The 21,533-nt window shown below is 59.1% G+C and carries 24 protein-coding genes; 23 read left to right on the top strand and 1 reads right to left on the bottom strand.

What is annotated here, in order from left to right; translation table 11 throughout:
- Positions 1–233: 233 nt before the first annotated feature.
- A complete protein-coding gene (mutS, locus tag ACIONG_RS26740; RefSeq protein ID WP_213027707.1) occupies positions 234–2,816 on the bottom strand; it encodes a DNA mismatch repair protein MutS in 2,583 nt (860 codons plus the stop codon).
- A 208-nt stretch (positions 2,817–3,024) separates the two neighbouring features.
- On the opposite strand from mutS, the gene ACIONG_RS26735 reads away from it, so the two are divergent.
- The 23 genes from ACIONG_RS26735 to ACIONG_RS26625 all read left to right on the top strand — a co-directional run bounded on the left by ACIONG_RS26735 (position 3,025) and on the right by ACIONG_RS26625 (position 21,505).
- Positions 3,025–3,759, top strand: a complete 735-nt coding sequence (locus tag ACIONG_RS26735; RefSeq protein ID WP_401303703.1) for a helix-turn-helix transcriptional regulator — start codon at positions 3,025–3,027, stop codon at positions 3,757–3,759.
- 149 nt (positions 3,760–3,908) lie between these two features.
- Positions 3,909–4,097 carry a hypothetical protein gene (locus tag ACIONG_RS26730; protein ID WP_141233098.1) on the top strand — a complete coding sequence of 63 codons (189 nt, stop codon included), beginning with the start codon at positions 3,909–3,911 and terminating at the stop codon, positions 4,095–4,097.
- Between the two features lie 220 nt (positions 4,098–4,317).
- A complete protein-coding gene (locus ACIONG_RS26725; RefSeq protein ID WP_401303700.1) occupies positions 4,318–4,743 on the top strand; it encodes a tail fiber assembly protein in 426 nt (141 codons plus the stop codon).
- 255 nt (positions 4,744–4,998) lie between these two features.
- Entirely contained in the window at positions 4,999–5,337 is a 339-nt protein-coding gene (locus ACIONG_RS26720) for a phage holin family protein (protein ID WP_103303010.1), read from the top strand.
- Positions 5,338–5,406: 69 nt separating this feature from the next.
- Positions 5,407–5,928 carry a hypothetical protein gene (locus tag ACIONG_RS26715; RefSeq protein ID WP_401303698.1) on the top strand — a complete coding sequence of 174 codons (522 nt, stop codon included), beginning with the start codon at positions 5,407–5,409 and terminating at the stop codon, positions 5,926–5,928.
- Positions 5,929–5,931: 3 nt separating this feature from the next.
- A complete protein-coding gene (locus ACIONG_RS26710; RefSeq protein ID WP_401303696.1) occupies positions 5,932–6,540 on the top strand; it encodes a phage baseplate assembly protein V in 609 nt (202 codons plus the stop codon).
- Between the two features lie 14 nt (positions 6,541–6,554).
- Complete coding sequence (locus ACIONG_RS26705; protein WP_201234995.1) at positions 6,555–6,887, top strand: phage baseplate protein; 333 nt, start codon at positions 6,555–6,557, stop codon at positions 6,885–6,887.
- A complete protein-coding gene (locus ACIONG_RS26700) occupies positions 6,884–7,879 on the top strand; it encodes a baseplate J/gp47 family protein (RefSeq protein ID WP_401303694.1) in 996 nt (331 codons plus the stop codon). Before ACIONG_RS26705 ends, ACIONG_RS26700 begins: the two co-directional genes overlap by 4 nt.
- Positions 7,876–8,511, top strand: a complete 636-nt coding sequence (locus ACIONG_RS26695; protein WP_401303693.1) for a phage tail protein I — start codon at positions 7,876–7,878, stop codon at positions 8,509–8,511. The genes ACIONG_RS26700 and ACIONG_RS26695 overlap by 4 nt, the downstream gene beginning before the upstream one ends.
- Positions 8,512–11,334, top strand: coding sequence for a phage tail protein (locus tag ACIONG_RS26690; RefSeq protein WP_401303691.1), 2,823 nt, complete (start codon positions 8,512–8,514; stop codon positions 11,332–11,334).
- A gap of 12 nt (positions 11,335–11,346) precedes the next feature.
- A complete protein-coding gene (locus ACIONG_RS26685) occupies positions 11,347–11,877 on the top strand; it encodes a DUF4376 domain-containing protein (protein WP_401303689.1) in 531 nt (176 codons plus the stop codon).
- Between the two features lie 101 nt (positions 11,878–11,978).
- On the top strand, positions 11,979–12,164 hold the full coding sequence (locus tag ACIONG_RS26680) for a hypothetical protein (protein WP_401303687.1): 186 nt from the start codon (positions 11,979–11,981) through the stop codon (positions 12,162–12,164).
- A 2-nt stretch (positions 12,165–12,166) separates the two neighbouring features.
- Positions 12,167–13,333 carry a phage tail protein gene (locus tag ACIONG_RS26675; RefSeq protein WP_103303003.1) on the top strand — a complete coding sequence of 389 codons (1,167 nt, stop codon included), beginning with the start codon at positions 12,167–12,169 and terminating at the stop codon, positions 13,331–13,333.
- A complete protein-coding gene (locus tag ACIONG_RS26670) occupies positions 13,333–13,839 on the top strand; it encodes a phage major tail tube protein (RefSeq protein ID WP_103303002.1) in 507 nt (168 codons plus the stop codon). Before ACIONG_RS26675 ends, ACIONG_RS26670 begins: the two co-directional genes overlap by 1 nt.
- A gap of 155 nt (positions 13,840–13,994) precedes the next feature.
- Positions 13,995–14,576, top strand: a complete 582-nt coding sequence (locus tag ACIONG_RS26665) for a phage tail assembly protein (RefSeq protein ID WP_401303684.1) — start codon at positions 13,995–13,997, stop codon at positions 14,574–14,576.
- 128 nt (positions 14,577–14,704) lie between these two features.
- The gene (locus ACIONG_RS26660) at positions 14,705–17,044 is read left to right on the top strand and encodes a phage tail tape measure protein (RefSeq protein ID WP_401303683.1); all 2,340 of its coding nucleotides are present in this window, start codon (positions 14,705–14,707) and stop codon (positions 17,042–17,044) included.
- Positions 17,044–17,427 carry a phage tail protein gene (locus ACIONG_RS26655; RefSeq protein ID WP_213027719.1) on the top strand — a complete coding sequence of 128 codons (384 nt, stop codon included), beginning with the start codon at positions 17,044–17,046 and terminating at the stop codon, positions 17,425–17,427. The genes ACIONG_RS26660 and ACIONG_RS26655 overlap by 1 nt, the downstream gene beginning before the upstream one ends.
- Entirely contained in the window at positions 17,420–17,632 is a 213-nt protein-coding gene (locus ACIONG_RS26650) for a tail protein X (protein WP_103302997.1), read from the top strand. Before ACIONG_RS26655 ends, ACIONG_RS26650 begins: the two co-directional genes overlap by 8 nt.
- A 9-nt stretch (positions 17,633–17,641) precedes the next feature.
- Positions 17,642–18,670: a phage late control D family protein gene (locus ACIONG_RS26645; RefSeq protein WP_401303680.1), complete on the top strand. Its 1,029-nt coding sequence runs from the start codon at positions 17,642–17,644 to the stop codon at positions 18,668–18,670.
- Positions 18,671–18,830: 160 nt separating this feature from the next.
- Positions 18,831–19,415 (top strand): hypothetical protein, encoded by a 585-nt coding sequence (locus tag ACIONG_RS26640; protein ID WP_401303678.1) that lies wholly within the window; start codon positions 18,831–18,833, stop codon positions 19,413–19,415.
- The gene (locus ACIONG_RS26635; RefSeq protein ID WP_103302994.1) at positions 19,412–19,594 is read left to right on the top strand and encodes a DUF2635 domain-containing protein; all 183 of its coding nucleotides are present in this window, start codon (positions 19,412–19,414) and stop codon (positions 19,592–19,594) included. The genes ACIONG_RS26640 and ACIONG_RS26635 overlap by 4 nt, the downstream gene beginning before the upstream one ends.
- Positions 19,594–21,090 (top strand): phage tail sheath subtilisin-like domain-containing protein, encoded by a 1,497-nt coding sequence (locus tag ACIONG_RS26630; protein WP_103302993.1) that lies wholly within the window; start codon positions 19,594–19,596, stop codon positions 21,088–21,090. The genes ACIONG_RS26635 and ACIONG_RS26630 overlap by 1 nt, the downstream gene beginning before the upstream one ends.
- 67 nt (positions 21,091–21,157) lie before the next feature.
- Positions 21,158–21,505, top strand: a complete 348-nt coding sequence (locus ACIONG_RS26625; protein ID WP_401303675.1) for a phage tail tube protein — start codon at positions 21,158–21,160, stop codon at positions 21,503–21,505.
- Positions 21,506–21,533: the final 28 nt, after the last annotated feature.

Raw genomic sequence — 21,533 nt, 5'->3', positions numbered from 1 at the left:
CCACCGGACAGACTTCTACTCATTCGGAGAACTTGCAATTGATGCAGTTGTCTGTAAAGACGAAGCTCATATCAAAATATCTCCTCAGCCGTCGGCAGCGATGCCCCTTCACGGTTGGGGTCGCCAGGTTCGGGAGCGATGTCTGCTGGCCAGGCTATTAGCCAGCAGCATCCCAAACCGCGCGAGATTCTAACAGCTTGAAGCCGTTTGCGTTATATCCGGTTCTTTAGTGCTTAGATCCGGTTCTTGAGTGCATATAACAATTCGAGCGCACGACGTGGCGTCAGATCATCGACATCCAGTTTGGCCAGCTCATCCAGCACCGGGTGTGGCAGGCTCGCAAACATGTCGCTTTGCTGCGGAGCGAGCGGTTTGCCTTTGGCGGCAGGCTTCGGCGCCTCATGCGGCAATGCGGTGTCTTCCAGACGGCTCAAGTGCTCACGTGCACGCACAATGACTTCACTCGGCACGCCGGCCAGTTGCGCCACCGCCAGGCCGTAGCTCTGACTGGCCGGCCCTGGCAACACGTGGTGCAGGAAGACGATGCGTTCATTGTGTTCGGTGGCGTTGAGATGCACGTTGGCCACCAACGGTTCGGCTTCCGGCAATACGGTGAGTTCGAAGTAGTGCGTAGCAAATAGAGTATAGGCACGCAGATGCGCCAGACGCTCGGCGGCGGCCCAGGCCAGCGACAGGCCGTCGAAGGTGCTGGTGCCGCGACCGACCTCGTCCATCAACACCAGGCTGCGTTCGGTGGCGTTATGCAGGATGTTCGCGGTTTCGCTCATTTCCACCATGAAGGTCGAACGGCCACCGGCCAGGTCATCGCTGGAACCGATCCGGGTGAAAATCCGGTCCACCAGCGACAGTTCGCAACTGGCTGCCGGTACGAAGCTGCCGATGTGCGCCAGCAACACGATCAATGCAGTCTGACGCATGTAGGTGGATTTACCGCCCATGTTCGGACCGGTAATCACCAGCATCCGAGTGTCGTCGTCGAGGCTCAGGTCGTTCGCCACGAACGGCGTGGTCAGGACTTGCTCGACCACCGGGTGACGACCTTGCGTGATGCGCATGCACGGCTCGCTGACGAAACGCGGGCAGTTCAGGTCAAGATTCAGCGCACGTTCGGCGAGGTTGCTCAGCACGTCCAGTTCGGCCAGAGCGCCAGCGGTGTCCTGCAACGGCGGCAACTGGCTGATCAGATCTTCCAGCAGTGCTTCGTAGAGCATCTTCTCGCGGGCGAGGGCACGGCTCTTGGCCGACAGCGCCTTGTCTTCGAATTCTTTCAGTTCCGGCGTAATGAAACGCTCGGCGCCTTTCAGCGTCTGGCGCCGGATGTAGTCTGCCGGGGCCGACTCTGCCTGCTTGCTCGGCAGTTCGATGAAGTAGCCATGAATGCGGTTGTAACCGACTTTCAAGTGGGACAGGCCGGTACGAGCCTTCTCCCGGGCTTCCAGATCGATCAGGAATTGACCGGCGTTTTCGCTCAGCGATTGCAACTCGTCAAGTTCACTGTCGTAACCGGTTTTCAGCACGCCGCCGTCACGGATCACCGCTGGCGGGTTGTCGATGATGGCTTTTTCCAGCAACGCCGCCAGTTCCGGGTAGGTGCTGGTGGTTGTGGCGAGACGTTGCAGGTGCGGCGCTTCCAGGTCAGTCATCGCCACTTGCAGTTCGGGCAGTGCGCCGAGGGCGTCACGCAGGCGAGCGAGGTCGCGCGGTCGCGCATTGCGCAGGCCGATCCGCGCGAGAATCCGCTCGATGTCGCCAATTTCCTTGAGCTGCGGTTGCAGCTTTTCAAAGCGGTAACCGTCGAGCAGGCAAGTGATCGACGTCTGCCGCGCCAGCAACACCGTCAGGTCGCGCAGCGGACGGTTCAGCCAACGGGTCAGCAGACGGCTACCCATCGCGGTCTGGCAGCGATCAACTACCGATTGCAGGGTGTTATCGCGGCCACCGGCCAGGTTGGTATCGAGCTCCAGGTTGCGCCGGCTCGCGCCGTCGAGCACCACGGTGTCGTCGAGACGTTCGTGACGCAGGCTGCGCAAATGGGGCAGGGCGGTGCGCTGGGTTTCTTTCGCGTAGGCCAGCAGGCAACCGGCAGCGCCGATGGCCAGGGTCAGGGTCTCGCAGCCGAAGCCCTTCAGATCCTGGGTAGAAAATTGCTGGCAGAGGCTCTTCAACGCCGAGTCGCGCTCGAAGTCCCACGGTGCACGGCGACGCACGCCACGGCGTTTTTCTGCCGGCAGATCTTTCGGCCAGTCATCCGGGATCAACAATTCCACCGGATTGACCCGCTCCAGTTCTGCCAGCAGGTTCTCCCAGCCTTTGATCTCGAGCACGGTGAAGTTGCCGCTGGTGATGTCGAGCACCGCCAGACCAAACAGGCGTTCATCACCCAGCACCGCAGCGATCAGGTTGTCGCGACGCTCATCCAGTAGCGCTTCATCACTGACCGTGCCCGGCGTGATGATCCGCACCACCTGACGTTCAACCGGGCCCTTGCTGGTAGCCGGGTCACCGACCTGTTCGCAGATCACCACCGATTCGCCGAGCTTGACCAGCTTCGCCAGGTAACCTTCCGCCGCATGGTAAGGAATCCCACACATCGGAATCGCCTGCCCCGCCGACTGCCCGCGCGCGGTCAGGGTGATGTCGAGCAACTTGGCGGCCTTCTTCGCGTCTTCGTAGAAGATCTCGTAGAAGTCACCCATGCGATAGAACATCAGCTGATCCGGGTGCTGGTTCTTCAGGCGCCAGTACTGCTGCATCATCGGAGTGTGGGAGGACAGGTCGGAGACGGCTTTATTCATCGGATTGTCAGGTAACTCGTTAAAAGATGTAGGGCAAAAGCGAGGACTACAGCCCGGCTTTTCCGCGATGGGCGCAAGGTTACCATGGGCAGTCGGCCCGACGCAGGCATGACGGCTCACTGACACTTTTCAGCCAAATTGTGATTTATGCACGAAATATGCAAATCAGCATTTGTCTTCGCGAAAAACTTCAAGCACTATGCGCGTTATGCAAAAACGCAACGTATCCTCCGTCTTAAGAGCACTGCTCGACCAGCACGGGATCTCCCCCACGGAGCTCCACCGTCGCACCGGCGTGCCTCAATCCACTCTCTCGCGAATTCTCAGCGGGAAGATCGTCGATCCTTCGGATAAACATATCTCGAAGATCGCCGAGTACTTCAATGTAAGCACCGATCAGTTGCGCGGGCGCGCGGATGTTGCGCCGTCGGCCGGTGCCGCGCGTGATGACGTGCACGCGGAACTCAAGGACATAATGCTGTGGGACGACGACACCCCTGTCGATGACGACGAGGTGTCGGTGCCGTTTCTTCGCGAGGTTGAATTGGCAGCAGGATCAGGAAGATTCGTCATCGAAGAGAGCGAGCGCTCTAGCCTGCGCTTCGGCAAGCGCAGCCTGCGCCATAACGGTGTGCAGTTCGATCAGGCCAAGTGCGTGACCGTGCGCGGCAACAGCATGTTGCCGGTACTGCGTGACGGCGCCACGGTTGGCGTGAACGCAGGCAAGTGCGGGATCGGCGACATCATTGACGGTGATCTGTACGCGATCAACCACAATGGTCAGTTGCGGGTGAAGCAACTCTATCGCCTGCCTACCGGCATCCGTCTGCGCAGCTTCAATCGTGATGAGCATCCGGACGAGGACTACAGCTTCCAGGAAATCCAGGAAGAGCAGATCGTCATCCTTGGCCACGTCTTCTGGTGGGGCATGTACGCCCGTTAACCACGCCCCTTTCGAATAGAACCCGCCCATTGGCGGGTTTTTTTTCGCCCGTGAAAAACTCTCGACGCCTTGATTTATGCGGTCTTCATGCGCTTATGCATTTCTCCCGCATAAATAAATGCATTTGCGCATTGACTGGATATGCATACATGCATATTATTGCCACCAAGCCGCTCGACAAAGCGGCTGGAAATGAAAGCTCTTTAGTTCCACAAGAACAGGCAGCGATGAACCGGCCTCAACGGTTCAGAGGGTTGGCAACTGACCCGGGTGTGCAGCGTAAAGCACCAGAAGCAGTTATCCGGCGGGCAGGGACCGCGGTCGGAAAAACAATTTGAATGGACTCGTACCGCGCCAGTAGCGCCGAACAGTCAGCTTCCTTCTTGAACACAGGATTTGAAGGAAGGCGAAGGAGCGCATTACTGAAAAGCCCGGCGTTCAAACACCGGGCTTTTTGGAATGCCTACCTGTCGTAATTGGCGTTTTCCCCAGTCGCGGTTAACGCAAGGTTGGCAGATGAAAACAACATTTAATGAAACTTCGTAGCAAGGAAATATGATGAATCGATACGTATTTATTGACGCTTACAGCCCACCTTTCACCCGTGCGGTACAAATTGTGGATGCAGAGGAATCGCCGCAATTTACCCCACCAGGGCCATCTGGTTATTGGGTCCAGGTCTCTATCGACACTCCGGTTCAAGTGGGCTGGAAGGGTAATTACGTTGGCAATGGCTGGGTGTTCACTGAGCTGACCTATGAAGATAACGTCGTTGTCCTTGATATTCGAGTGCGCCAACTACTGACTCAGGCCGCTAGTTGGCTGACGGTCAATCCTCTGCAGTACAAACTCGACCTGGGTGTTGCCAGCAGTTCCGAGACCGAACTGCTGCTTGCATATAAGCAGTACTGCGTCGCAATCAGTGACATTAAAGACCAAACTGGTTATCCCTATACAATCAACTGGCCAGTTGCTCCCTTCTAATCCACCACTTTGGTAAACCCGATATCGGGATTGCATCATGCAATGGCGCGGCTTTTTAGCCGCGTCTGCAAAGTTGTGCTCAGTCAGACGATCGAAGAACGGGCAAATACTAAAGCTGTCTTTGCTTTCAGCGGCAAGATCGGTGTCGTCATGATTTTAATGTGTATTCCTCCGGGCATTCCTGTAATGCCCGCTTTCAGAGATGTCGTTTGAACGGACTTAAAAAGCGAATAACTCACTCCCAGGAGGCGTGACATGACAAACGAGCAACAAGCGTTGGCGGACATGCCGATCTGGCTGGTCATCCTCCTTGCCATCGTCGGCGGGGTGTCTGGCGAAATGTGGCGCGCTGACAAGGAGGGCGCTCGCGGCTGGCCGCTTTTGCGCCGTCTCGCGCTGCGCTCCGGCGCCTGCATGATCTGCGGCGTCTCGGCGATCATGCTGTTGTATGCCGCCGGCATGTCGATCTGGGCCGCCGGAGCATTCGGTTGCCTGACCGCCATGGCCGGTGCCGACGTGGCCATCGGTCTCTACGAACGCTGGGCCGCCAAACGGATCGGCGTCTGCGAAGTCCCGCCGCGCGACCAGCCTTGACCTTGACTGTTTCCATGCCGCCATTTTGGCGGCAGAGCTTCGCGTGGACGATAGAAAAGGAGGTCATGTATGCCCACACCGATCCAGCAGCCGTCGCAATTGTTCACAGCCATCGTGACGACACTGCGCAACACTGCCGGACTCAACGTCAACGTCGGCAATCACGATGATTTTACTGCACCCGGCGATCAAGCCTGGGTGTTAATCGACTTCGACCGGAATGGATCTGGAATGCGCGCTGCTGATGGGCGAATTGCTCATGTCATGACGGTGTCGTTGCAAGTCGTCCCGGCGCTTAACGCCACGGCATTTGCAGCGTGCGATCTGATTGCCGTGTTGAAAAACCTGATCACCGACAACCGTTGGAATCTGCCTGGCGATCAATGCGATCTACCGATGAACATTGATGGTTCGCCATCATTGCTCATCCGCACCGAGCAGCCATACAAAACCTGGACGTTGTCATTCAACCAGACCCTCTACCTCGGCCCGACGCTGCTCGACGATCCGCTCGGCATCCCGAAATTTGCCCGCACCTGGGAAGTCAGCAACATCGACGACCCCGACCAATACACCGCGCTGGAGGCCTGACCGATGTTCGACGCAATACTGCGCATGCAGCTAGGCCCGATCATCGAACGGCTGGCCGAAATGGAAGCGGAAATCGAAGACCTGCACCGCCGCGCCGAAAGCTTTTGCCGGATCGGCATCTGTCAATCGGTCGATGCCGCCAGCAACACGTGTCAGGTGAGCCACGGTGGATTGCTGACGCCGGCCATCAAGTTTTTCAATCCGAGTGCAGGAGCGCAGAGCGAGTCGCGCATCCCGTCCGTGGGCGAGCAATGCCTGCTACTCAATTACGGCAGTGGCGAAAGCGGCGCACAAAGCGTGGCGTTGTTCGGCTTGAACAGTGATCGCTTTCCGCCAACCTCGACGGTACCGACGCTGACCCGTCGAGTGCATCAGGACGGCAGCGAAAGCGGCTACGACGATGCCGCGCATACCTTGCATTGGCAAAACGGTCCGGCGACGTTCAACGGTTCTCGCGAATCGCTGCAACTGAGCATCGGCCCGGCACAACTGGCGATGACCCCACAGGCAATCAACCTGCAACTGGGCGCCGTCGGCCTGACCATCGACGCTTCGGGCGTGCACTTCGGCGGCCCGTTGGTCGATCACCAGGGCCGCGTCATCAGCCCCTGATTAAGAAGCCTTCCATGATCGGAATCGATAGAGACAGCGGGGCCACGGTCGACGACTGGCTGCAATTTGTGCAGCGCGCGACCCGGGCCCTGACCACGCCGCTGGGCACCCGGCAAAAAAGGCCCCTTTATGGTTCGTTGATCCCCACTTTGCTGGGGCAAAACCTTGGTGATGACGTCCTGCTTCTGGCGCAGAGCCACGCAGCGCAAGCGTTCTATAACAAGCAAAACGGAATCGATGATTTTCAGCCGCAAGTGATCGTCGCCACACGACAGGGCGCCGGCCTGCTGCTGCGTTTCGCCGGCACCTGGAAAAACCGTCAACAGACTTTCGAGGTCGTGACATGAGCATGTTGATCCCCGGCCAGAATCAATTGGCTGAACCCGCGCTGATCACCGTCGACGCCTTCGAAGACCTGCTCGCCGAGTTCAAGACGTTCGTCATCGAATACGTCGGCGCGCGAGCGCCGGAAAGTGCAGCGAAACTTAAAGTCAGTCTGGAAAACGAAAGCGAACTGCTGACCCTGGCGCTGGAAGCGTTCTGCGTGCGGTTGCAAACCCACGAACGCAAATACAACGCCCGCATCAAGCAGATGCTGGCGTGGTGGGCCACCGGCAGCAACCTCGATGCTCGGCTGGCGGACATGGGCCTGGAGCGGCAATTGCTCGACCCGGGCGATCCGGCAGCGTTCCCGCCGGTGCCAGCGGTTTATGAAAGCGACGACGACGCGCGGTTGCGTTATTACCTGGCGCCGCATGCACCGGCGGCGGGTTCGCGGATGCAGTATCGCCGCGAGGTGTTCACCCTCGGCGAACGGCCGACGGTGAACGTCGAATCCACTGAAGCCGGTGTGGTGAATGTCACTTACACCTTCAACCCGGACGGCTTCGCCGCGCAGGTCAAGGATGGCAATGGCCGCCGCACCGCGCCGGGCGAAGTGCAGGTCACAGTGTTGTCGCGAGACGGCGATGGCACCCCGTCTGCAGCGTTGCTCGAAGGCGTGCGTCAGCACTTCGCCCGACCGGATGTACGACCGGAAACCGACCTCGTCACCGTCAAGGCTGCCGACATTCAGCGCTACAAGATCCGCGTCGTCGCCAAGATCAATCCCGGACCCGATTCCGGCCTGACCCAAGTCGCCGCGCAGCAACAATTGCAGGCTTACGCCGACAGTTGCCATCGCCTTGAAGGGCGGGTCGATCCGAGCTGGATCGACTACACGCTGCACAGCGCTGGCGCCGTGCAATTGCAGATTCTGGAACCGCTATTGCCTGTCGTGTGTAGCGCTTTTGAAGCGCCGTACTGCACGGCGGTTGAAGTCGAGGTGCTGACACTATGAGTGATCAGAATCAGCGACCGACGCTGTTGCCGGCCAACAGTTCGGCGCTGGAGCGCGGACTGGATCTGGGCTTCGGCGCCTTGTTGGATCGCATCGCACCGCCGTTTCCCGAGCTGATGAATCCCAGTGAAACGCCAGTCGCGTTTCTGCCGTATCTGGCAGCGGATCGCGGTGTCGCCGAATGGAGCAGCACCGCACCGGAAGCGGAAAAGCGCCTGACCGTCGAACTGGCCTGGCCCACCGCGCGCCAGGCCGGCACCCGCAAGGCACTGGAAAACGCCGCCAAGGGTTTGCAACTGCGCCCGGAAATCCGCGCCTGGTACGAGCAGACACCGCCCGGCGCGCCCTACAGCTTTTCCGTGCGCGCCTTCAGCGACCAACCCTACAGCGAAGAAATCGACGCCCGTCTCGACCGACGTCTGGCGGATGCCAAGAGCGAACGGGATGTGCTGTCGGTCTCGGTCGGCCTCAGCGCATTCGGCAGCCACTACATCGGCGCCGCGACGCTCTGCGGCGAACTGACCACGGTTTATCCGGTGTTCATCGAAGGGCTCGAAACCTCGGGAGAGGCGTTCATGGCCGCCGGTATGTACACCGTCGAAACATCCACTATTTATCCTCAGGGGGCCTGAATGGCTGACTATTACACCCTGCTCACCAACGCAGGGATTGCCTACGAAACGGCGTGCAAGGCCGCGGGCACGCCGATCAAGTTGACGCAGATTTCCGTCGGGGACGGCGGCGGCGCGGTCTACAACCCGGCCGCGACCGCTACTGCGCTGAAACGCGAAGTCTGGCGCGGGCCGCTCAATGCGCTGTTCCAGGACGAGAAGAATCCGAGCTGGCTGCTTGCTGAAGTCACTATTCCGCCGGATGTTGGCGGTTGGTATGTGCGTGAGGCCGGGCTGTGGACTGATACCGGGATTCTTTACGCCATCGTCAAATATCCGGAGTCGTTCAAACCGGTTCTAGCGACGTCGGGCTCGGGGAAAGAGTTCTACATTCGCTCGATTTTCGAGACCAGCAATGCGTCGCTGGTGACGTTGTTGATTGATGACTCGGTGGTGAAGGCTACTCGTGCATGGGTCATGAGTTACCTCGCTGAAGAGCTTGGCAAACTGGATGGCAAGCAATCGGTGCGCGTTGCGGCAACCACCAACATCGTGTTGAGCGGTGCACAACAGATTGACAGTGTGGCAGTGATTGCCGGCGACCGTGTGCTGCTGCCGAACCAGACGCTGGCCAAGGACAACGGCCTGTGGATCGTCGCCAACGGTGACTGGGTGCGGGCGACCGACGCCAACTCCAGCGCCAAGGTGACGCCGGGCCTGACGGTCATGGTCGAGGAGGGCACGGCGAACGGTGATTCGTTATGGCACCTGACCACCAATGCGCCGATCACTCTTGGCACTACCGCGCTGAATTTCAAGATGTTGGCCGGGCGCACCGGGATTGCCGCCGGGACTTACAAGAGTCTGACCGTTGATGAATATGGCCGGGCGACTGCCGGTGCCAATCCTGAGACGTTGGCCGGGTTTGGCATCAAGGATTCGTACACCAAGGCTGAAGTTGAGGCGTTGATTGCCAAGGCGTCAGCATTGCCGGTGGGTTCGATTGTGGCGTTCCCCGTTGATGCACCGCCACCGGGCTTTCTGGAGCTGGACAACAGCGTCAAAAGTAATGCGACTTACCCGGACTTGAGCGCTTATCTGGGCGGCAAGTTCAACAAGGGTGATGAGGGCGTCGGGAATTTCCGTTTGCCTGAGGCACGTGGCGAATTCTTGCGCGGTTGGGATCATGGGCGTGGGGTTGATGCTGGTCGGCAAATCGGCACCCTTCAGTTAGACGCCATGCAACGCCTGACAGGCGCAGTTTCTGCTGCAGACTCGACAGGTCTGGGCCAAGCGGTTAACGGAGTGTATTCCGGAGCCAAGTCAGGTGTATCAAAGGGTAACTCTGTTGCTGCGGATGCCTATACATCGGTAGATTTTGATAACGCCAGGCAAGCTCGGACCGCTTCTGAAAATCGTCCCCGTAACATCGCCGTCATGTGGTGCATCAAAGCCTGGAACGCCCCGGTCAATCAGGGAACCATTGATGTCGCCGCACTGGCCAAGGAAGTCGAACGACTCAAATCCGCTGTTCCGGTGGGCGCTGTTCTGGCATTCCCGACGGGGATCGTTGCGCCTGGCTATCTGGAACTGGATGGCAGTGTGCAGAGCATTGCGACTTACCCGGATTTGGCGGCGTTTCTCGGCAGCACCTACAACAAGGGAGACGAGGGGATAGGCAATTTCCGGCTACCGGATTCGCGTGGCGAGTTCTTGCGTGGTTGGGATCATGGGCGCGGTGTTGACGCTGGCCGGACAATCGGCAGTTGGCAAAAAGCGACGTTGGTTGCACACGATGCGGTCACCTCGACTGGGCAGGCCATCCAGGCTGCTGCCTCATCGTGGAAGCTCAATCCAGACAGTACCGGGAAGTCTCACCCGGTACTTGGGGGTGACGTTGCGTCTGCGGCCGACTATCCAGCCGCTTTCTTTTCTTCTGGCGAAATCATTTCCGCTGTTTCGCTGAATCAGACGGCTCTTTTCACCGAAGGGCATTTGGTTGGCACCCGTCCACGCAACTTGGCGGTCATGTGGTGCATCAAGGCCTGGAACGCGCCGATCAACCAGGGAAGCATCGATATCGCCGTGCTTTCTGAACAGTTGCAACTGCTTTCTTTGAATGGACCGATTGCAGGGGAAATTCGAAACGCTCGGGTCTCGATTCCGGTTGCTGCTTCGTCCACGACATTTACAGCTTCCGAGATTGTTCTGGGAGATGTGAATGGGAAAAGGGTCGTTATCTCCAACTTCAACCAGAGCATCAACCTGTCGGCTTCGGTCAAGGGCCTGGGAGCAATGGATGTGGGAGCAGCACCGGTCAATGGATTTGTCGCAATTTATGCGCTTTACAATCCTGCCGCCAAATCCACCGGCGTTATTGCCGTCAATTCCACTGCTGCCATCGCTCCGAAGCTGTTGGCGGGCGTTGCTCCTGATGGCTATACGTTTTCCGCGCTTCTCAGCATTTTGCCGACCAATGCCAGCGCTCAATTTGCTGTAGCTGAACAAGTTGATCGTCAGGTGTTCTATGGCGCACAAGTGTTGTCGACGACTGCCCAGGTTCTGACGCTCACAGGGTTATCGATTGCTACTGCTGTTCCGTTGAATGCCAGGTCGGTTTCCGGAAACTTTCAAGGCACGGTGTCGGCCAATGGATACAGCATGGCGCTTGCCGGGTCAGCTGCCGCCATAGGTCTTCAGACCTTTATCGTGAACTTTTCAGGGGCGGGCGGTGGTTCGTTTCTTGATGTTCCCTTGTTGTCGCCGCAAACGCTGTTTCATCGCCTGAGCAGCGCCGGAACCTTTAGTGCTTTTGCGATCACGACGAATAGTTACAGATTTTGAAGGGTGAACCGAATGGAAGATAAATCACGCATAAACGTCATGTTCTCGGATGAGACGCAAACGAAGATCGTTGCGGTGTTCTCCTGCCCTCAAGAGGAGGGAAATTACGCCAATTTGGGTGTGGTCGAACCGCAGGATCAACGCTATCTGACTTACCTGTCTGAGTCTCTGTTTGATCCGCAACTGAGTCCGTCACAGATAATTGAATCCGAGAGATATCGTCGAGAAGGTATCGGTATCGTTGTGGGATCAATGGCAATCGAAACATCTCGCGACAGCCAGGCGCTGATCGCCAGCACCGGTCTGTCCGCCATTCTCGACCCGGAGTACCGCTGCAACTTCAAAACCCTCAATGGTTTCGTCGAAATCGGTGCCGAACAGATTCTCGCCATTGCCAAAGCCGTACGGGCGCACGTCCAGGCTTGCTTCGACCGAGAGCTTGAGTTGCTCCGAGCCATTGAAGCGGGCAGCTACACCGACGAAATGCTCAAAGAAGGTTGGCCGGATTCTCTACCAGCGACATCCGTCTCGGCTCCCCAGTAAACGCCCTGCACCCCGGGGCGTTTTCTTGTCCACTTAAAACAAATCAACACCCGCCAAGCCCCTCCCTCAGAGGGGCTTTCCCGTTTATGGAGAAACGAAAAATGGCAAACCGCCAAACCTACACCGTGCTCGTCCCATTCCCCACCGGCGGTGGGCACTGGTCGAGCGTCGGTCAAGACCTTGATCTGCTCGACGTCGAGGCCAATGCCTTGCACACCGCCGGTCGACTGGAGCTGAAAACACCTACCACCCAGGCCAAAAAGGCCGCTGCCAAGAAGGCTGACTGAACATGGCTGAGGTTTTGAACTTCGAGCACAACGGCATTACCGTCAATGCCACCGAATCCCCCGAGGCCATGGGTGGCCTGGGTGACAACGTCATCGGTCTGGTCGGCACTGCGCCGAAGGCTGATCCGCTGATTCCGCGTAACGCGCCGTTCCGCATCAACAGCTTCACCACTCACGCGCTGCTGGACCCGACCGGTTCGGAAGAGGGCACTCTGTACCACGCGGTTTATCAGATCCTCAAAGTGGTCAAGGTGCCGGTGTACGTGGTCATCGTCGAAGCGGGCGCGACCCCGGCCGACACCGTCAACGCAGTCATCGGCGGTGTTGAACCGGCGACTGGCCGCAAACTGGGTCTGGCTGCACTCGGCAGTGTCCCGGAAGACCTGACCATCATCGGCGCGCCGGGCTTCACCGGCACCAAAGCGGTGGCCAGTGAGTTCGCCTCGTTCGGCAAGCGCATCAAGGCTCGTGTGGTGCTGGACGGCAAGGACGCCTCCGTCGCTGACCAAGTGCTGTACAGCCAGGAACTCGGCGGCGCCGATCTCGGTTTCGACCGTTGCCTGGTAGTGCACAACATGCCGGCCGTGTATTCGAAAGCGGCGAAGAAAAACGTCTTCCTCGCACCGTCCAGCCTGGCGATTGCCGCGCTGGCCAAGGTCAAGCAGTGGGAGAGCCCGGGCAACCAGGTGACCTACGCCGAGGACGTCTCGCGAGTCGTCGAATACAACATCCTCGACACCTCCACCGAAGGCGATCTGCTCAACCGTTACGGCGTCAGCTATTACGCCCGCACCGTGCTTGGCGGCTTCTCGCTGCTGGGTAACCGCTCGATCACCGGCAAGTTCATCAGCTACGTCGGTCTTGAAGATGCGATCAGCCGCAAGCTGGTCAAGGCCGGCCAGAAAGCCATGGCCAAGAACTTGACCAAGTCGTTCATGGATCAAGAGGTCAAGCGCATCAACGACTGGCTGCAGACCCTGGTCGCCGACGAAACCATTCCTGGCGGCAGCGTCTATCTGCACCCGGAACTCAACAGCGTCGAGAAGTACAAGAACGGCACCTGGTACGTGGTCATCGACTACGGTCGCTACGCGCCGAACGAACACATGATTTATCAACTCAACGCCCGCGATGAAATCATCGAGCAGTTCCTGGAGGACGTTCTCTAATGTTTACCAACCGCAATCGCCAGGCCATCGCGGCCACCCTGCAAGGCTTGCCGCTGTCGGCGACCGTGGAGGAATTTACCCCGCCGAAAATCGAATTCGACATGGAAGAGATGCGCGGCGGTCGCTTCATCGTCGAAGAAATGACCAAGGGCGGCAAAGCCCTTAACGCCAAGCTGACCCTGCAAGGCATGGGCACGGAAGTGATGCTGGCGCTGGGCGTAAAACTGGGTGACGACATCCTGCTGAACGTGCGTGAAGCCGGCCAGGATCAGGATGGCAACACCTGGTTCACCTACCACACCGTCGGCGGCAAGCTGAAATCCCTTGAGGAAACCGCGGTGAAGATGGGCGAGAAACCGAAGACCAACCTCGAACTGTCCTGCCGCACCTACAACCGCCTGGAAAACGGCGTGCCGGTGATCGACATCGACGTGCGCACCCAGAAGTTCGTGCTCAACGGCGTCGACATCCTCGGTGATGCCCGTCGTGCGGTGCTGATGCCGTAACCCACGGCACAACACAAAACCCCTGTAGGAGTGAGCCTGCTCGCGATGAGGCTCGCACATTCAACATCAATGTGCCTGAAAGACCGCTATCGCGAGCAGGCTCACTCCTACAAGGGAATTGCTACACCCCTCAAGAATCACCAAGGAATTCATACATGTCGTGGATGCCACCCAAGCATGACCTGCTGTCGTCCATCAACGGTGACGACGGCTCGCAAATCGAACAGATCCAGCTCAAGCCGCTGTTCTACGCCGCGCAGAAAGAAGCGCTGGAGCGTGCCGGTGATGACGAAGACGATCAGTTCTTCGAACTGGCGCTGCTTGCCACCGGCCTGTCGGTCAAGGAACTCGACCAGCTCAAACGCCCGGACTACGTGAGCATCGCCCAGTACGTGCACGAGATGTCGACCCGTCCGACTTCGTACTTTCTCGATCAGGTCGAGGATGCGGAAAAATCCACCGATCCTGATCAGGTGCAACTGCTGCAACCGCTCGCCGTGACCGGCCGCACCGTGACGTCACTGAGCCTGGAAATGCCGGTGCTGCGCGCCACCAAAGTGATGAAGAAACTGAAAACGGCCAAGGAACGCGCCGAGTTCATCACCGCTCATTGCGCCGGCCTGATGATCCCCGATCTGGCCCAACTGACCGTCCCGGACTGGACGCAAATGCAGGTGCGCATAGACGATTTTTTAAACCAGCCGGCGGCCTACTTTCGGAACGCGACATCGAAGTAATCCTCGATATCGTCCCGCTCATTTACCCGGTAAGTGAGGCGGAGATTCTGGAATGGGACGCCGAAAAGGCGTTGCGCCGCTACGACATAGCGATCACTCGCCTTGGCGTGAAACAGGAGTAGAGCGGCATGGCAGATGATAACTATGCGTTGACGTTCACGAAGATCAACCAAGAGGCGCTGACGTCTACGACATTGTCTGGGGCGGGGGCTGATCTGGCAGGTTCGGCAAGGCTTGACGGTGGGTTCGCCGGGCTGAGTCGGACGCTGATCGATGCAACCGTCGAGTTGCGCAATTTGACGGCCCAACAGATCCAGCTCAGGGATGTGCTGGGATCGATACACGAGGTGCTGACCTCGCAGCGCTCGTTGCAACAGGCGATGAATGATCGGCAAGCGCAATTGGGCGCTACGGCCGCTGGCAGTGAGCAAAAAATACCGCGCAGCGCGGATGCTGGCGATCTTCCCCCTAGGCTTTTGCAAACGACCATCGAACTCGACGCTGCGATGGTGAAGCTTGGTCGGGTTGAAGGGCTTGATAGTCATCAGCGTCAATCTCAGTTGGTCATGCTGGAGAAAATGGCCACTGAAGAAAAAGTTGCCGCTGGCGGGACCACCGCCCTTGATCTGATCGAGGTCAAGCTCGCCGCCGCCAAGGCCGGGGTAGGGCGTCCGGTCGATAAAAGTGGCAACGTTGATCCGGTTGCCGGGCGAAAAAACCTGGTGGACTTCACCCGAGACACAGGCGTCACTGCGACAGCGTTTGGAATGAAGGCACTGGACACCGCCGATATGTTGATCGGCTGGCGTACCTCGATGAGCCTTGAACGACCAGAAACGCTCGATTTGGCCGACGCCGTCACTGTGCTCGGCGGTAGCCTGAGTGCTCCGATGGCTGACATCGGCGCGATTCTCGGCAGTTACGGTGCGTCGGGAAAACGGGCCGGGTTGTCCGTCGAGGAATCGGCAGCGTTTTCCGCGGCGTTGCTCAATGCAGGCGTCAACCGGGCGGATGCCGGAGTGGCGTTCGAAAAAATCACCACGACCCTGGCCTTGGGGGATAAGGCCACGCCTTCTCAACAGGCGGCGATGGTGCAGTTGGGGTTCAATCCAGAAACCCTGGCTGCCAATATGAAAGCCAATGCCCCTGACACAATCCAGAAGGTGCTTGAAGCACTTAAACAGAAAAACCCTGATCGACAATTGAGTTTGTCAAAGACGCTGTTCACAGTTGACCGGCCGATTATTCAATTGTTGGAGAACACCGGTGAAGTGCAACGCGCGTTTGCTCTGGTTAAAGACAAACAAAGCTATGCGAGTTCGGTTCATGGTGTAGAGGGGGGCGCGCTTAATCAGGCCTCGCTGACGCAATCGAATACATCGCAAGCGCGTTTGAATGCACTGGATGCGAGCCTTGATCGGTTGTCCGCAGGGTTCGGCAACGCCCTGGCTCCTTTAACCGATGGCGCGGCGGTGGTTCTCACGACGCTGATCAAGGGTGTGAGCGCCGCAGTAGAGGCGCTTCCGGCACTCACTGCCGGTCTGGCTCTGCTTGGCGTTGCAGCTTTACCGTTTGTGGGCGGCGCGTTGAAGTTGGGCGTGGCGTCGGTGCTCGACCTGGTTGCCAAGAAGCTGTTGCGTCTGGCGACGACGCGATTACCGACTGATATTGCCGACGCAATTACCGGCGATGACGATGGCAATGGACGCCGGGGCAAGAAACGCGCAGGTAGTGGACCCGGTCGACGCTCGCTGGCCAGAGCGCCGGCTCGTGCGACTGTCCCTCGCATCACCGGAGGCGGTCGCTTGGCAACTATGACGGCCAGAGTCGCGCCGCTTTTTGATCAGGTGAAAATCGGGCTCAAGCTCTGGGGTGATGACATCGCTGGCAGCAAGCTGGGCTCCAAACTAAAAGGGCCGGCTGCCAAACTCGCTTCTCTGGCTGAGGGGGTTGGCGCCAAGGCCATGCCTTCGATTGCCAAAGCAATGCCCTTCGTTAAGGTCGGTGCGCCACTGGCCATCGCTCATGCCGCGTACACGGGACTGAAAGGCTGGCGTGAGGGCGATGATAAAGCGGTAAAAGGCGCCGCCGGCGAACTGGCTGGAACCGCCATTGGCGCCACCATCGGCACGTTCATTGCGCCGGGCGTTGGTACTTTCATTGGTGGGACATTGGGTGGAATGCTCGGATCCTATCTGGGGGAACAACTGGCGACGCCTCCTGAGGACAAACTCGCCCCACCGGCGCAAGTTGCCAAAGACCTGTCTAGCGCGCAGCCCCAAAACCAGCAAATCACCTATGCGCCGTCGATACAGATCAGCGGCAGCGAAGTGGCCAGTTCCGAGAAGGTTGGCGCAATGATCTCGCAGGTCATGCAAAACCATTTCAACAGTCAGTTCATCCCGACGATGAGCACCAACCCCCTCGCCACCCGCCGCGACGCAGCCCTTACCGATGGAGTCGCCTGATGAAACAACAAATGGCACTCGGCAGTTTCATCTTCGGCCTGTCCCGCGAGTTTGCTTACAGCACGCTGGCGCGCAAATCCGACGGTGGCTGGACTGAACTGCAGATCCTCACCAGCAAACCCAAGTCCCATCAGACCGGACAGAAGCCCGAAACCCTGACCATCGGCGGCACCGCGATGTACGCCGTGGCCATGGAACGGCTCGATGAACTGCGGGCGCTGCAAGCCTTGAGAGTGCCGCTGCCGTTGATCGACGGCATCGGTCGCAACTGGGGTTTGTGGCAGATCAACAGCGTTCAGGAAAACCAGAGCGAGGTCATCGATGACGGCACCGCGATGGTGATCAAGTGGGTACTCGAATTAGCGGAGTTCAACAATGCGTAAGGTCCGAAGCGTGGCCGGTGATTCGGTCAATCTGCTGCTCTACCGCGAGTCGGGTCGCTCAGACGATCAGGCCGAAGCCGCGTTGTGGAAACTCAATGCGACCCTGGCCGAACACGGGCCCGTTTTGCCGGCGGGCATCTGGGTGACGCTGCCGGAACTCGACAGCCGACCCGCCGCAATCAAACCGGTTTTGGCCTGGGACTAAGGAGGTTGCATGGCACAGGGATTTACCCCGGCGATCGAAATCTACGGCGCCAACCAGGCCTTGCTGAACCAGCGTCTGATCAGTTGGGAGCACATTGATGCTGCCGGGATGGAGTCTGATCAGCTGACACTGGTGATCGACCTGGAAGGCCTCGAAGGCTTGCCGACCCTGGGCGGGACCATCGGCTTGCGGGTGGGTTATCTGGAGTCCGGGCTGGTCGAAAAGGGCCAGTTCAAAGTGACTCGATTGACCCCGACGCTGTTCCCGTTACGCCTGACGCTGGTGGCGACCGCAGCGCCTTTCAGTGGCAAGGATGAGACCCGATTCAAGGAACGGCGCACGGCCAGTCATGGCCCGACAACCCTTGGCGGACTGTTTCGCGAGCTGGTCTTGCGGCACGGTTTTTCGCCGCGCGTCGATCCCGAACTGGCGCTGATCAGGATCACCCATATCGATCAGTCGAACGAAACCGACATGGGCTTTATCACGCGACTGGCAAAGAAGTACGACGCGGTGGCCAAACCGTTCAACGACCTCTACGTGCTGGCGAAACCGGCGCAGCTGAAAAACCTATCGGGCCAAGTGATACCGGACGTCCGGCTGTCGGTAACCAGCAACAATCGACCGGGTGATCACGCCTTCATCAGCGCCACACTGGAAGAGACTGCCCGCACCCAGAATCAGGGTTGCAAGACCTGCTGTTGGGACGCCAATGCCGGCAAGCAGGTGGAGGTGAAAACCGGCAAGGCACCCTACAAAGTCATTCGCCAGAAACAGGCCAATGAAGAAGAAGCCAAAGCCATCGGCGAAGCCGAAGTGCGCAAGATGCTGCGCGAGAAATACAAGCTGAAGGTCACCTGTCCGGGCGATCCGCTGCTGGCTGCCGAAGGCCTGTTGGTGCTCGATGACACCTGGCCAGACTTCATGCGCGGTCGCTGGTCGATCGAAAAGGTCACCGCCAGCGGCAAGCGCGAGGAAAGCTATCGCTGCCTGATCGAGGCAACCGGCCTCGACCCCAAGGCGGACGCCAAAGCCTGATTCTGCGTGACCTCACAGCGACAGATATCCCTGTAGGAGTGAGCCTGCTCGCGATTGCGGTGTGTCAGTCAGCATCGATTCTGAATGTAAGTCCGCCATCGCGAGCAGGCTCACTCCTACATGAGTCCTGCGGTCACTCCCCTAATTCCGGAACACCACCATGAAGATCACCCCGATCCTCACGCAACTGCGTGCGCAATGCCCAAGCCTGGGCAATCACATTGCCGTCGGTGTTGATCTTGCGTTGCTGCAAGGCAACCCTGATCTGCCGACACCGTCGGCCCACATCACACCGCTGGCCGATCTGGCCAGCAACAGCACCGCGCAAAACCTCACCAGCCAACCGATCCGCGATCGCTTCGACATCGTCCTCGCACTTGACGCAACCGACGCTACAAAAGCGCTGGATCTGTTGCATGACCTGCGCGCTGAAATCTGGCGCGCGCTGGTGGGGTTCAAGCCGAGCAAGGACTACAGCGCCATCGTCTATGACGGCGGCGAACTGGTCTCGATCAACAGCAGCCGCGCTTTTTACCGGCTGCGCTTTTTTGCCGAGTTCCAGCTCGGTCGCAATCTGCCGAGTCAGCCTGCGGAGAGTTGGCACGAACGCGAACTGGACGGTTTGTCGTCCTTTACCGGGGCTACCGTGCGGGTCGATGCGATCGACCCGGCCGATCCCAACCTGAAACGCCCGGGCCCCGATGGGCGCGTGGAAATGACTTTCTCTGGAGACGTAACCCCATGAGCAATCGCATCACCGTACTGCCGGCCGAAGGCCGTGTCGTACCTGACCCGGAGGCGGGCGATCTGCTGCCGGCCGAAGGCCGTGAAGTGCTGGACAGCGCCTGGTGGCGCCGGCGTCTGGCCGACGGCGATATCACTATCAAAACCGCAAAAGCGGCTAAACCACAGGGAGCCAAATAATGGCGATCGGATTCAGCAACATCCCCGCGGACATTCGTGTTCCGCTGTTCTATGCCGAAATGGACAATTCGGCCGCCAATAGCGCGAGCTCGTCTCTGCGTCGTTTGATCGTCGCTCAGGTCAACGACAACATTGCCCCGACTGAAGTCGGCAAACTGGTGCTGGTCTCCAGCGTGGCGCTGGCCAAGAGCATCGGTGGCCAGGGCTCGATGCTCGCCTCGATGTACGAAACCTTCCGCAAGGCCGACCCGATCGGCGAGATCTGGTGCCTGCCGCTGCACAACACTGAAGGCGCCATCGCCAAAGGCGTGCTGACCCTGACCGGCACCGCGACCCAGGCGGGCGTGCTCAACCTGTACGTCGGTGGTGTGCGTGTGCAGGCCACCGTGGTCAACGGTGCCACCGCGGCACAAGCAGCGACTGCGCTGGCGCAGAAAATCAACGCCACGGCCGATCTGCCGGTGAGCGCTGCGGCTGCCGAAGGCGTGGTCACCCTGAACGCCAAATGGACCGGCGATAGCGGCAACGACATCAGCCTGCAATTCAATCGCCTGGGCAAGAGCAACGGCGAAGAAACCCCGGCCGGCCTGACCTCCGCAATCACCGCCATGACCGGCGGCGCCGGCGTTCCGGATCAGATCGCTGCCGTGGCGGCACTGGGTGACGAACCCTTCGAGTTCATCGCACTGCCATGGTCGGATCTGTCGACCCTCAACACCTGGCAGGCGGTGATGGATGACAGCACCGGTCGCTGGTCCTGGGCCAAGCAACTGTTCGGTCACGTCTACAGCGCCAAGCGCGGCACCGTCGGCACGCTGGTTGCTGCTGGCCAGGCGCGCAACGACCAGCACATGACCATTCAGGCACTGGAGCCGGGCGTACCGCAACCGTTCTGGGTACAAGCTGCAGCACTGGCTGCGCGCACCGCCGTGTTCATCTCCGCCGACGCCAGCCGTCCGACCCAAAGCGGCAGCCTGCCGGGCGTCGATCCTGCGCCGGCGAGCGAGCGCTTCACCCTGACCGAGCGTCAGTCGCTGCTCAACTACGGCATCGCCACCGCTTACTACGAAGGCGGTTACGTGCGCATCCAGCGTTCGATCACCACCTACCAGAAAAACGCCTACGGTCAGGCTGACAACTCCTACCTGGACAGCGAAACCATGCACCAGTCGGCGTTCATCGTGCGTCGTCTGCAAAGCGTGATCACCAGCAAGTACGGTCGGCACAAACTGGCCTCCGACGGCACCCGTTTCGGCGCCGGCCAGCCAATCGTGACGCCAGCGACCATTCGCGGTGAGCTGATCGCGCAGTACGCCAAGCTCGAACTGGAAGGCCATGTGGAGAACGCCGAGCTGTTCGCCGAACACCTGATCGTCGAGCGCGACGTGCAGGACCCGAGCCGCGTGAACGTGCTGTTCCCGCCGGATTACATCAACGGTCTGCGCGTGTTCGCACTGCTCAACCAATTCCGTCTGCAGTACGACGACGCGGCTTGATAACCGCGTTTAGCGTCAAGCATTCAGCCCACCTCGCGTGGGCTTTTTTATTCAAGGGAGTAACACCATGGGTCAACTGATTGCAGGCACCTGCTACGTCAAGGTCGACGGCGCGCAACTGACTATCAATGGCGGCTGCGAAGCCCCGCTGATGGCGGTCAAACGCGAAACCGTCGTACCCGGTTTCTACAAGGAAACCGACATCGCGCCGTCGTTCAAAGTGACCGCGCTGCACACCGCCGACTTCCCGCTGAAGAAGCTGATCGAAGGCACCGACATCACCGTCACCTGCGAATTCAGCAACGGCAAAGTCTACGTGCTGGCCGGTGCTTATCTGGTCGAAGAGCCAGTCTCCAAGGGCGATGACGCCACCATCGAACTGAAATTCGAAGGCATCAATGTGACCTGGAAATGAGAGGCGCCGTGAAGCTTCAATTTGCGAT

Source organism: Pseudomonas sp. NPDC087817, assembly GCF_044742875.1.
Lineage (GTDB): Bacteria > Pseudomonadota > Gammaproteobacteria > Pseudomonadales > Pseudomonadaceae > Aquipseudomonas.
This window is presented reverse-complemented; position numbering and strand designations above follow the sequence as displayed.

Excerpts from the sequence above, each read along its gene's own strand:
- ACIONG_RS26670 (WP_103303002.1), top strand. The coding sequence starts at position 13,333 with ATGTTTACCAACCGCAATCGCCAGGCCATCGCGGCCACCCTGCAAGGC.
- ACIONG_RS26680 (WP_401303687.1), top strand. The coding sequence starts at position 11,979 with ATGGCAAACCGCCAAACCTACACCGTGCTCGTCCCATTCCCCACCGGC.
- ACIONG_RS26695 (WP_401303693.1), top strand. The coding sequence starts at position 7,876 with ATGAGTGATCAGAATCAGCGACCGACGCTGTTGCCGGCCAACAGTTCG.
- ACIONG_RS26715 (WP_401303698.1), top strand. The coding sequence starts at position 5,407 with ATGCCCACACCGATCCAGCAGCCGTCGCAATTGTTCACAGCCATCGTG.
- mutS (WP_213027707.1), bottom strand. The coding sequence starts at position 2,816 with ATGAATAAAGCCGTCTCCGACCTGTCCTCCCACACTCCGATGATGCAG.
- ACIONG_RS26665 (WP_401303684.1), top strand. The coding sequence starts at position 13,995 with ATGTCGTGGATGCCACCCAAGCATGACCTGCTGTCGTCCATCAACGGT.
- ACIONG_RS26645 (WP_401303680.1), top strand. The coding sequence starts at position 17,642 with ATGGCACAGGGATTTACCCCGGCGATCGAAATCTACGGCGCCAACCAG.
- ACIONG_RS26675 (WP_103303003.1), top strand. The coding sequence starts at position 12,167 with ATGGCTGAGGTTTTGAACTTCGAGCACAACGGCATTACCGTCAATGCC.
- ACIONG_RS26650 (WP_103302997.1), top strand. The coding sequence starts at position 17,420 with ATGCGTAAGGTCCGAAGCGTGGCCGGTGATTCGGTCAATCTGCTGCTC.
- ACIONG_RS26725 (WP_401303700.1), top strand. The coding sequence starts at position 4,318 with ATGAATCGATACGTATTTATTGACGCTTACAGCCCACCTTTCACCCGT.
- ACIONG_RS26700 (WP_401303694.1), top strand. The coding sequence starts at position 6,884 with ATGAGCATGTTGATCCCCGGCCAGAATCAATTGGCTGAACCCGCGCTG.
- ACIONG_RS26640 (WP_401303678.1), top strand. The coding sequence starts at position 18,831 with ATGAAGATCACCCCGATCCTCACGCAACTGCGTGCGCAATGCCCAAGC.
- ACIONG_RS26635 (WP_103302994.1), top strand. The coding sequence starts at position 19,412 with ATGAGCAATCGCATCACCGTACTGCCGGCCGAAGGCCGTGTCGTACCT.
- ACIONG_RS26710 (WP_401303696.1), top strand. The coding sequence starts at position 5,932 with ATGTTCGACGCAATACTGCGCATGCAGCTAGGCCCGATCATCGAACGG.
- ACIONG_RS26735 (WP_401303703.1), top strand. The coding sequence starts at position 3,025 with ATGCAAAAACGCAACGTATCCTCCGTCTTAAGAGCACTGCTCGACCAG.
- ACIONG_RS26630 (WP_103302993.1), top strand. The coding sequence starts at position 19,594 with ATGGCGATCGGATTCAGCAACATCCCCGCGGACATTCGTGTTCCGCTG.
- ACIONG_RS26685 (WP_401303689.1), top strand. The coding sequence starts at position 11,347 with ATGGAAGATAAATCACGCATAAACGTCATGTTCTCGGATGAGACGCAA.
- ACIONG_RS26730 (WP_141233098.1), top strand. The coding sequence starts at position 3,909 with ATGCATATTATTGCCACCAAGCCGCTCGACAAAGCGGCTGGAAATGAA.
- ACIONG_RS26690 (WP_401303691.1), top strand. The coding sequence starts at position 8,512 with ATGGCTGACTATTACACCCTGCTCACCAACGCAGGGATTGCCTACGAA.
- ACIONG_RS26655 (WP_213027719.1), top strand. The coding sequence starts at position 17,044 with ATGAAACAACAAATGGCACTCGGCAGTTTCATCTTCGGCCTGTCCCGC.
- ACIONG_RS26660 (WP_401303683.1), top strand. The coding sequence starts at position 14,705 with ATGGCAGATGATAACTATGCGTTGACGTTCACGAAGATCAACCAAGAG.
- ACIONG_RS26720 (WP_103303010.1), top strand. The coding sequence starts at position 4,999 with ATGACAAACGAGCAACAAGCGTTGGCGGACATGCCGATCTGGCTGGTC.
- ACIONG_RS26705 (WP_201234995.1), top strand. The coding sequence starts at position 6,555 with ATGATCGGAATCGATAGAGACAGCGGGGCCACGGTCGACGACTGGCTG.
- ACIONG_RS26625 (WP_401303675.1), top strand. The coding sequence starts at position 21,158 with ATGGGTCAACTGATTGCAGGCACCTGCTACGTCAAGGTCGACGGCGCG.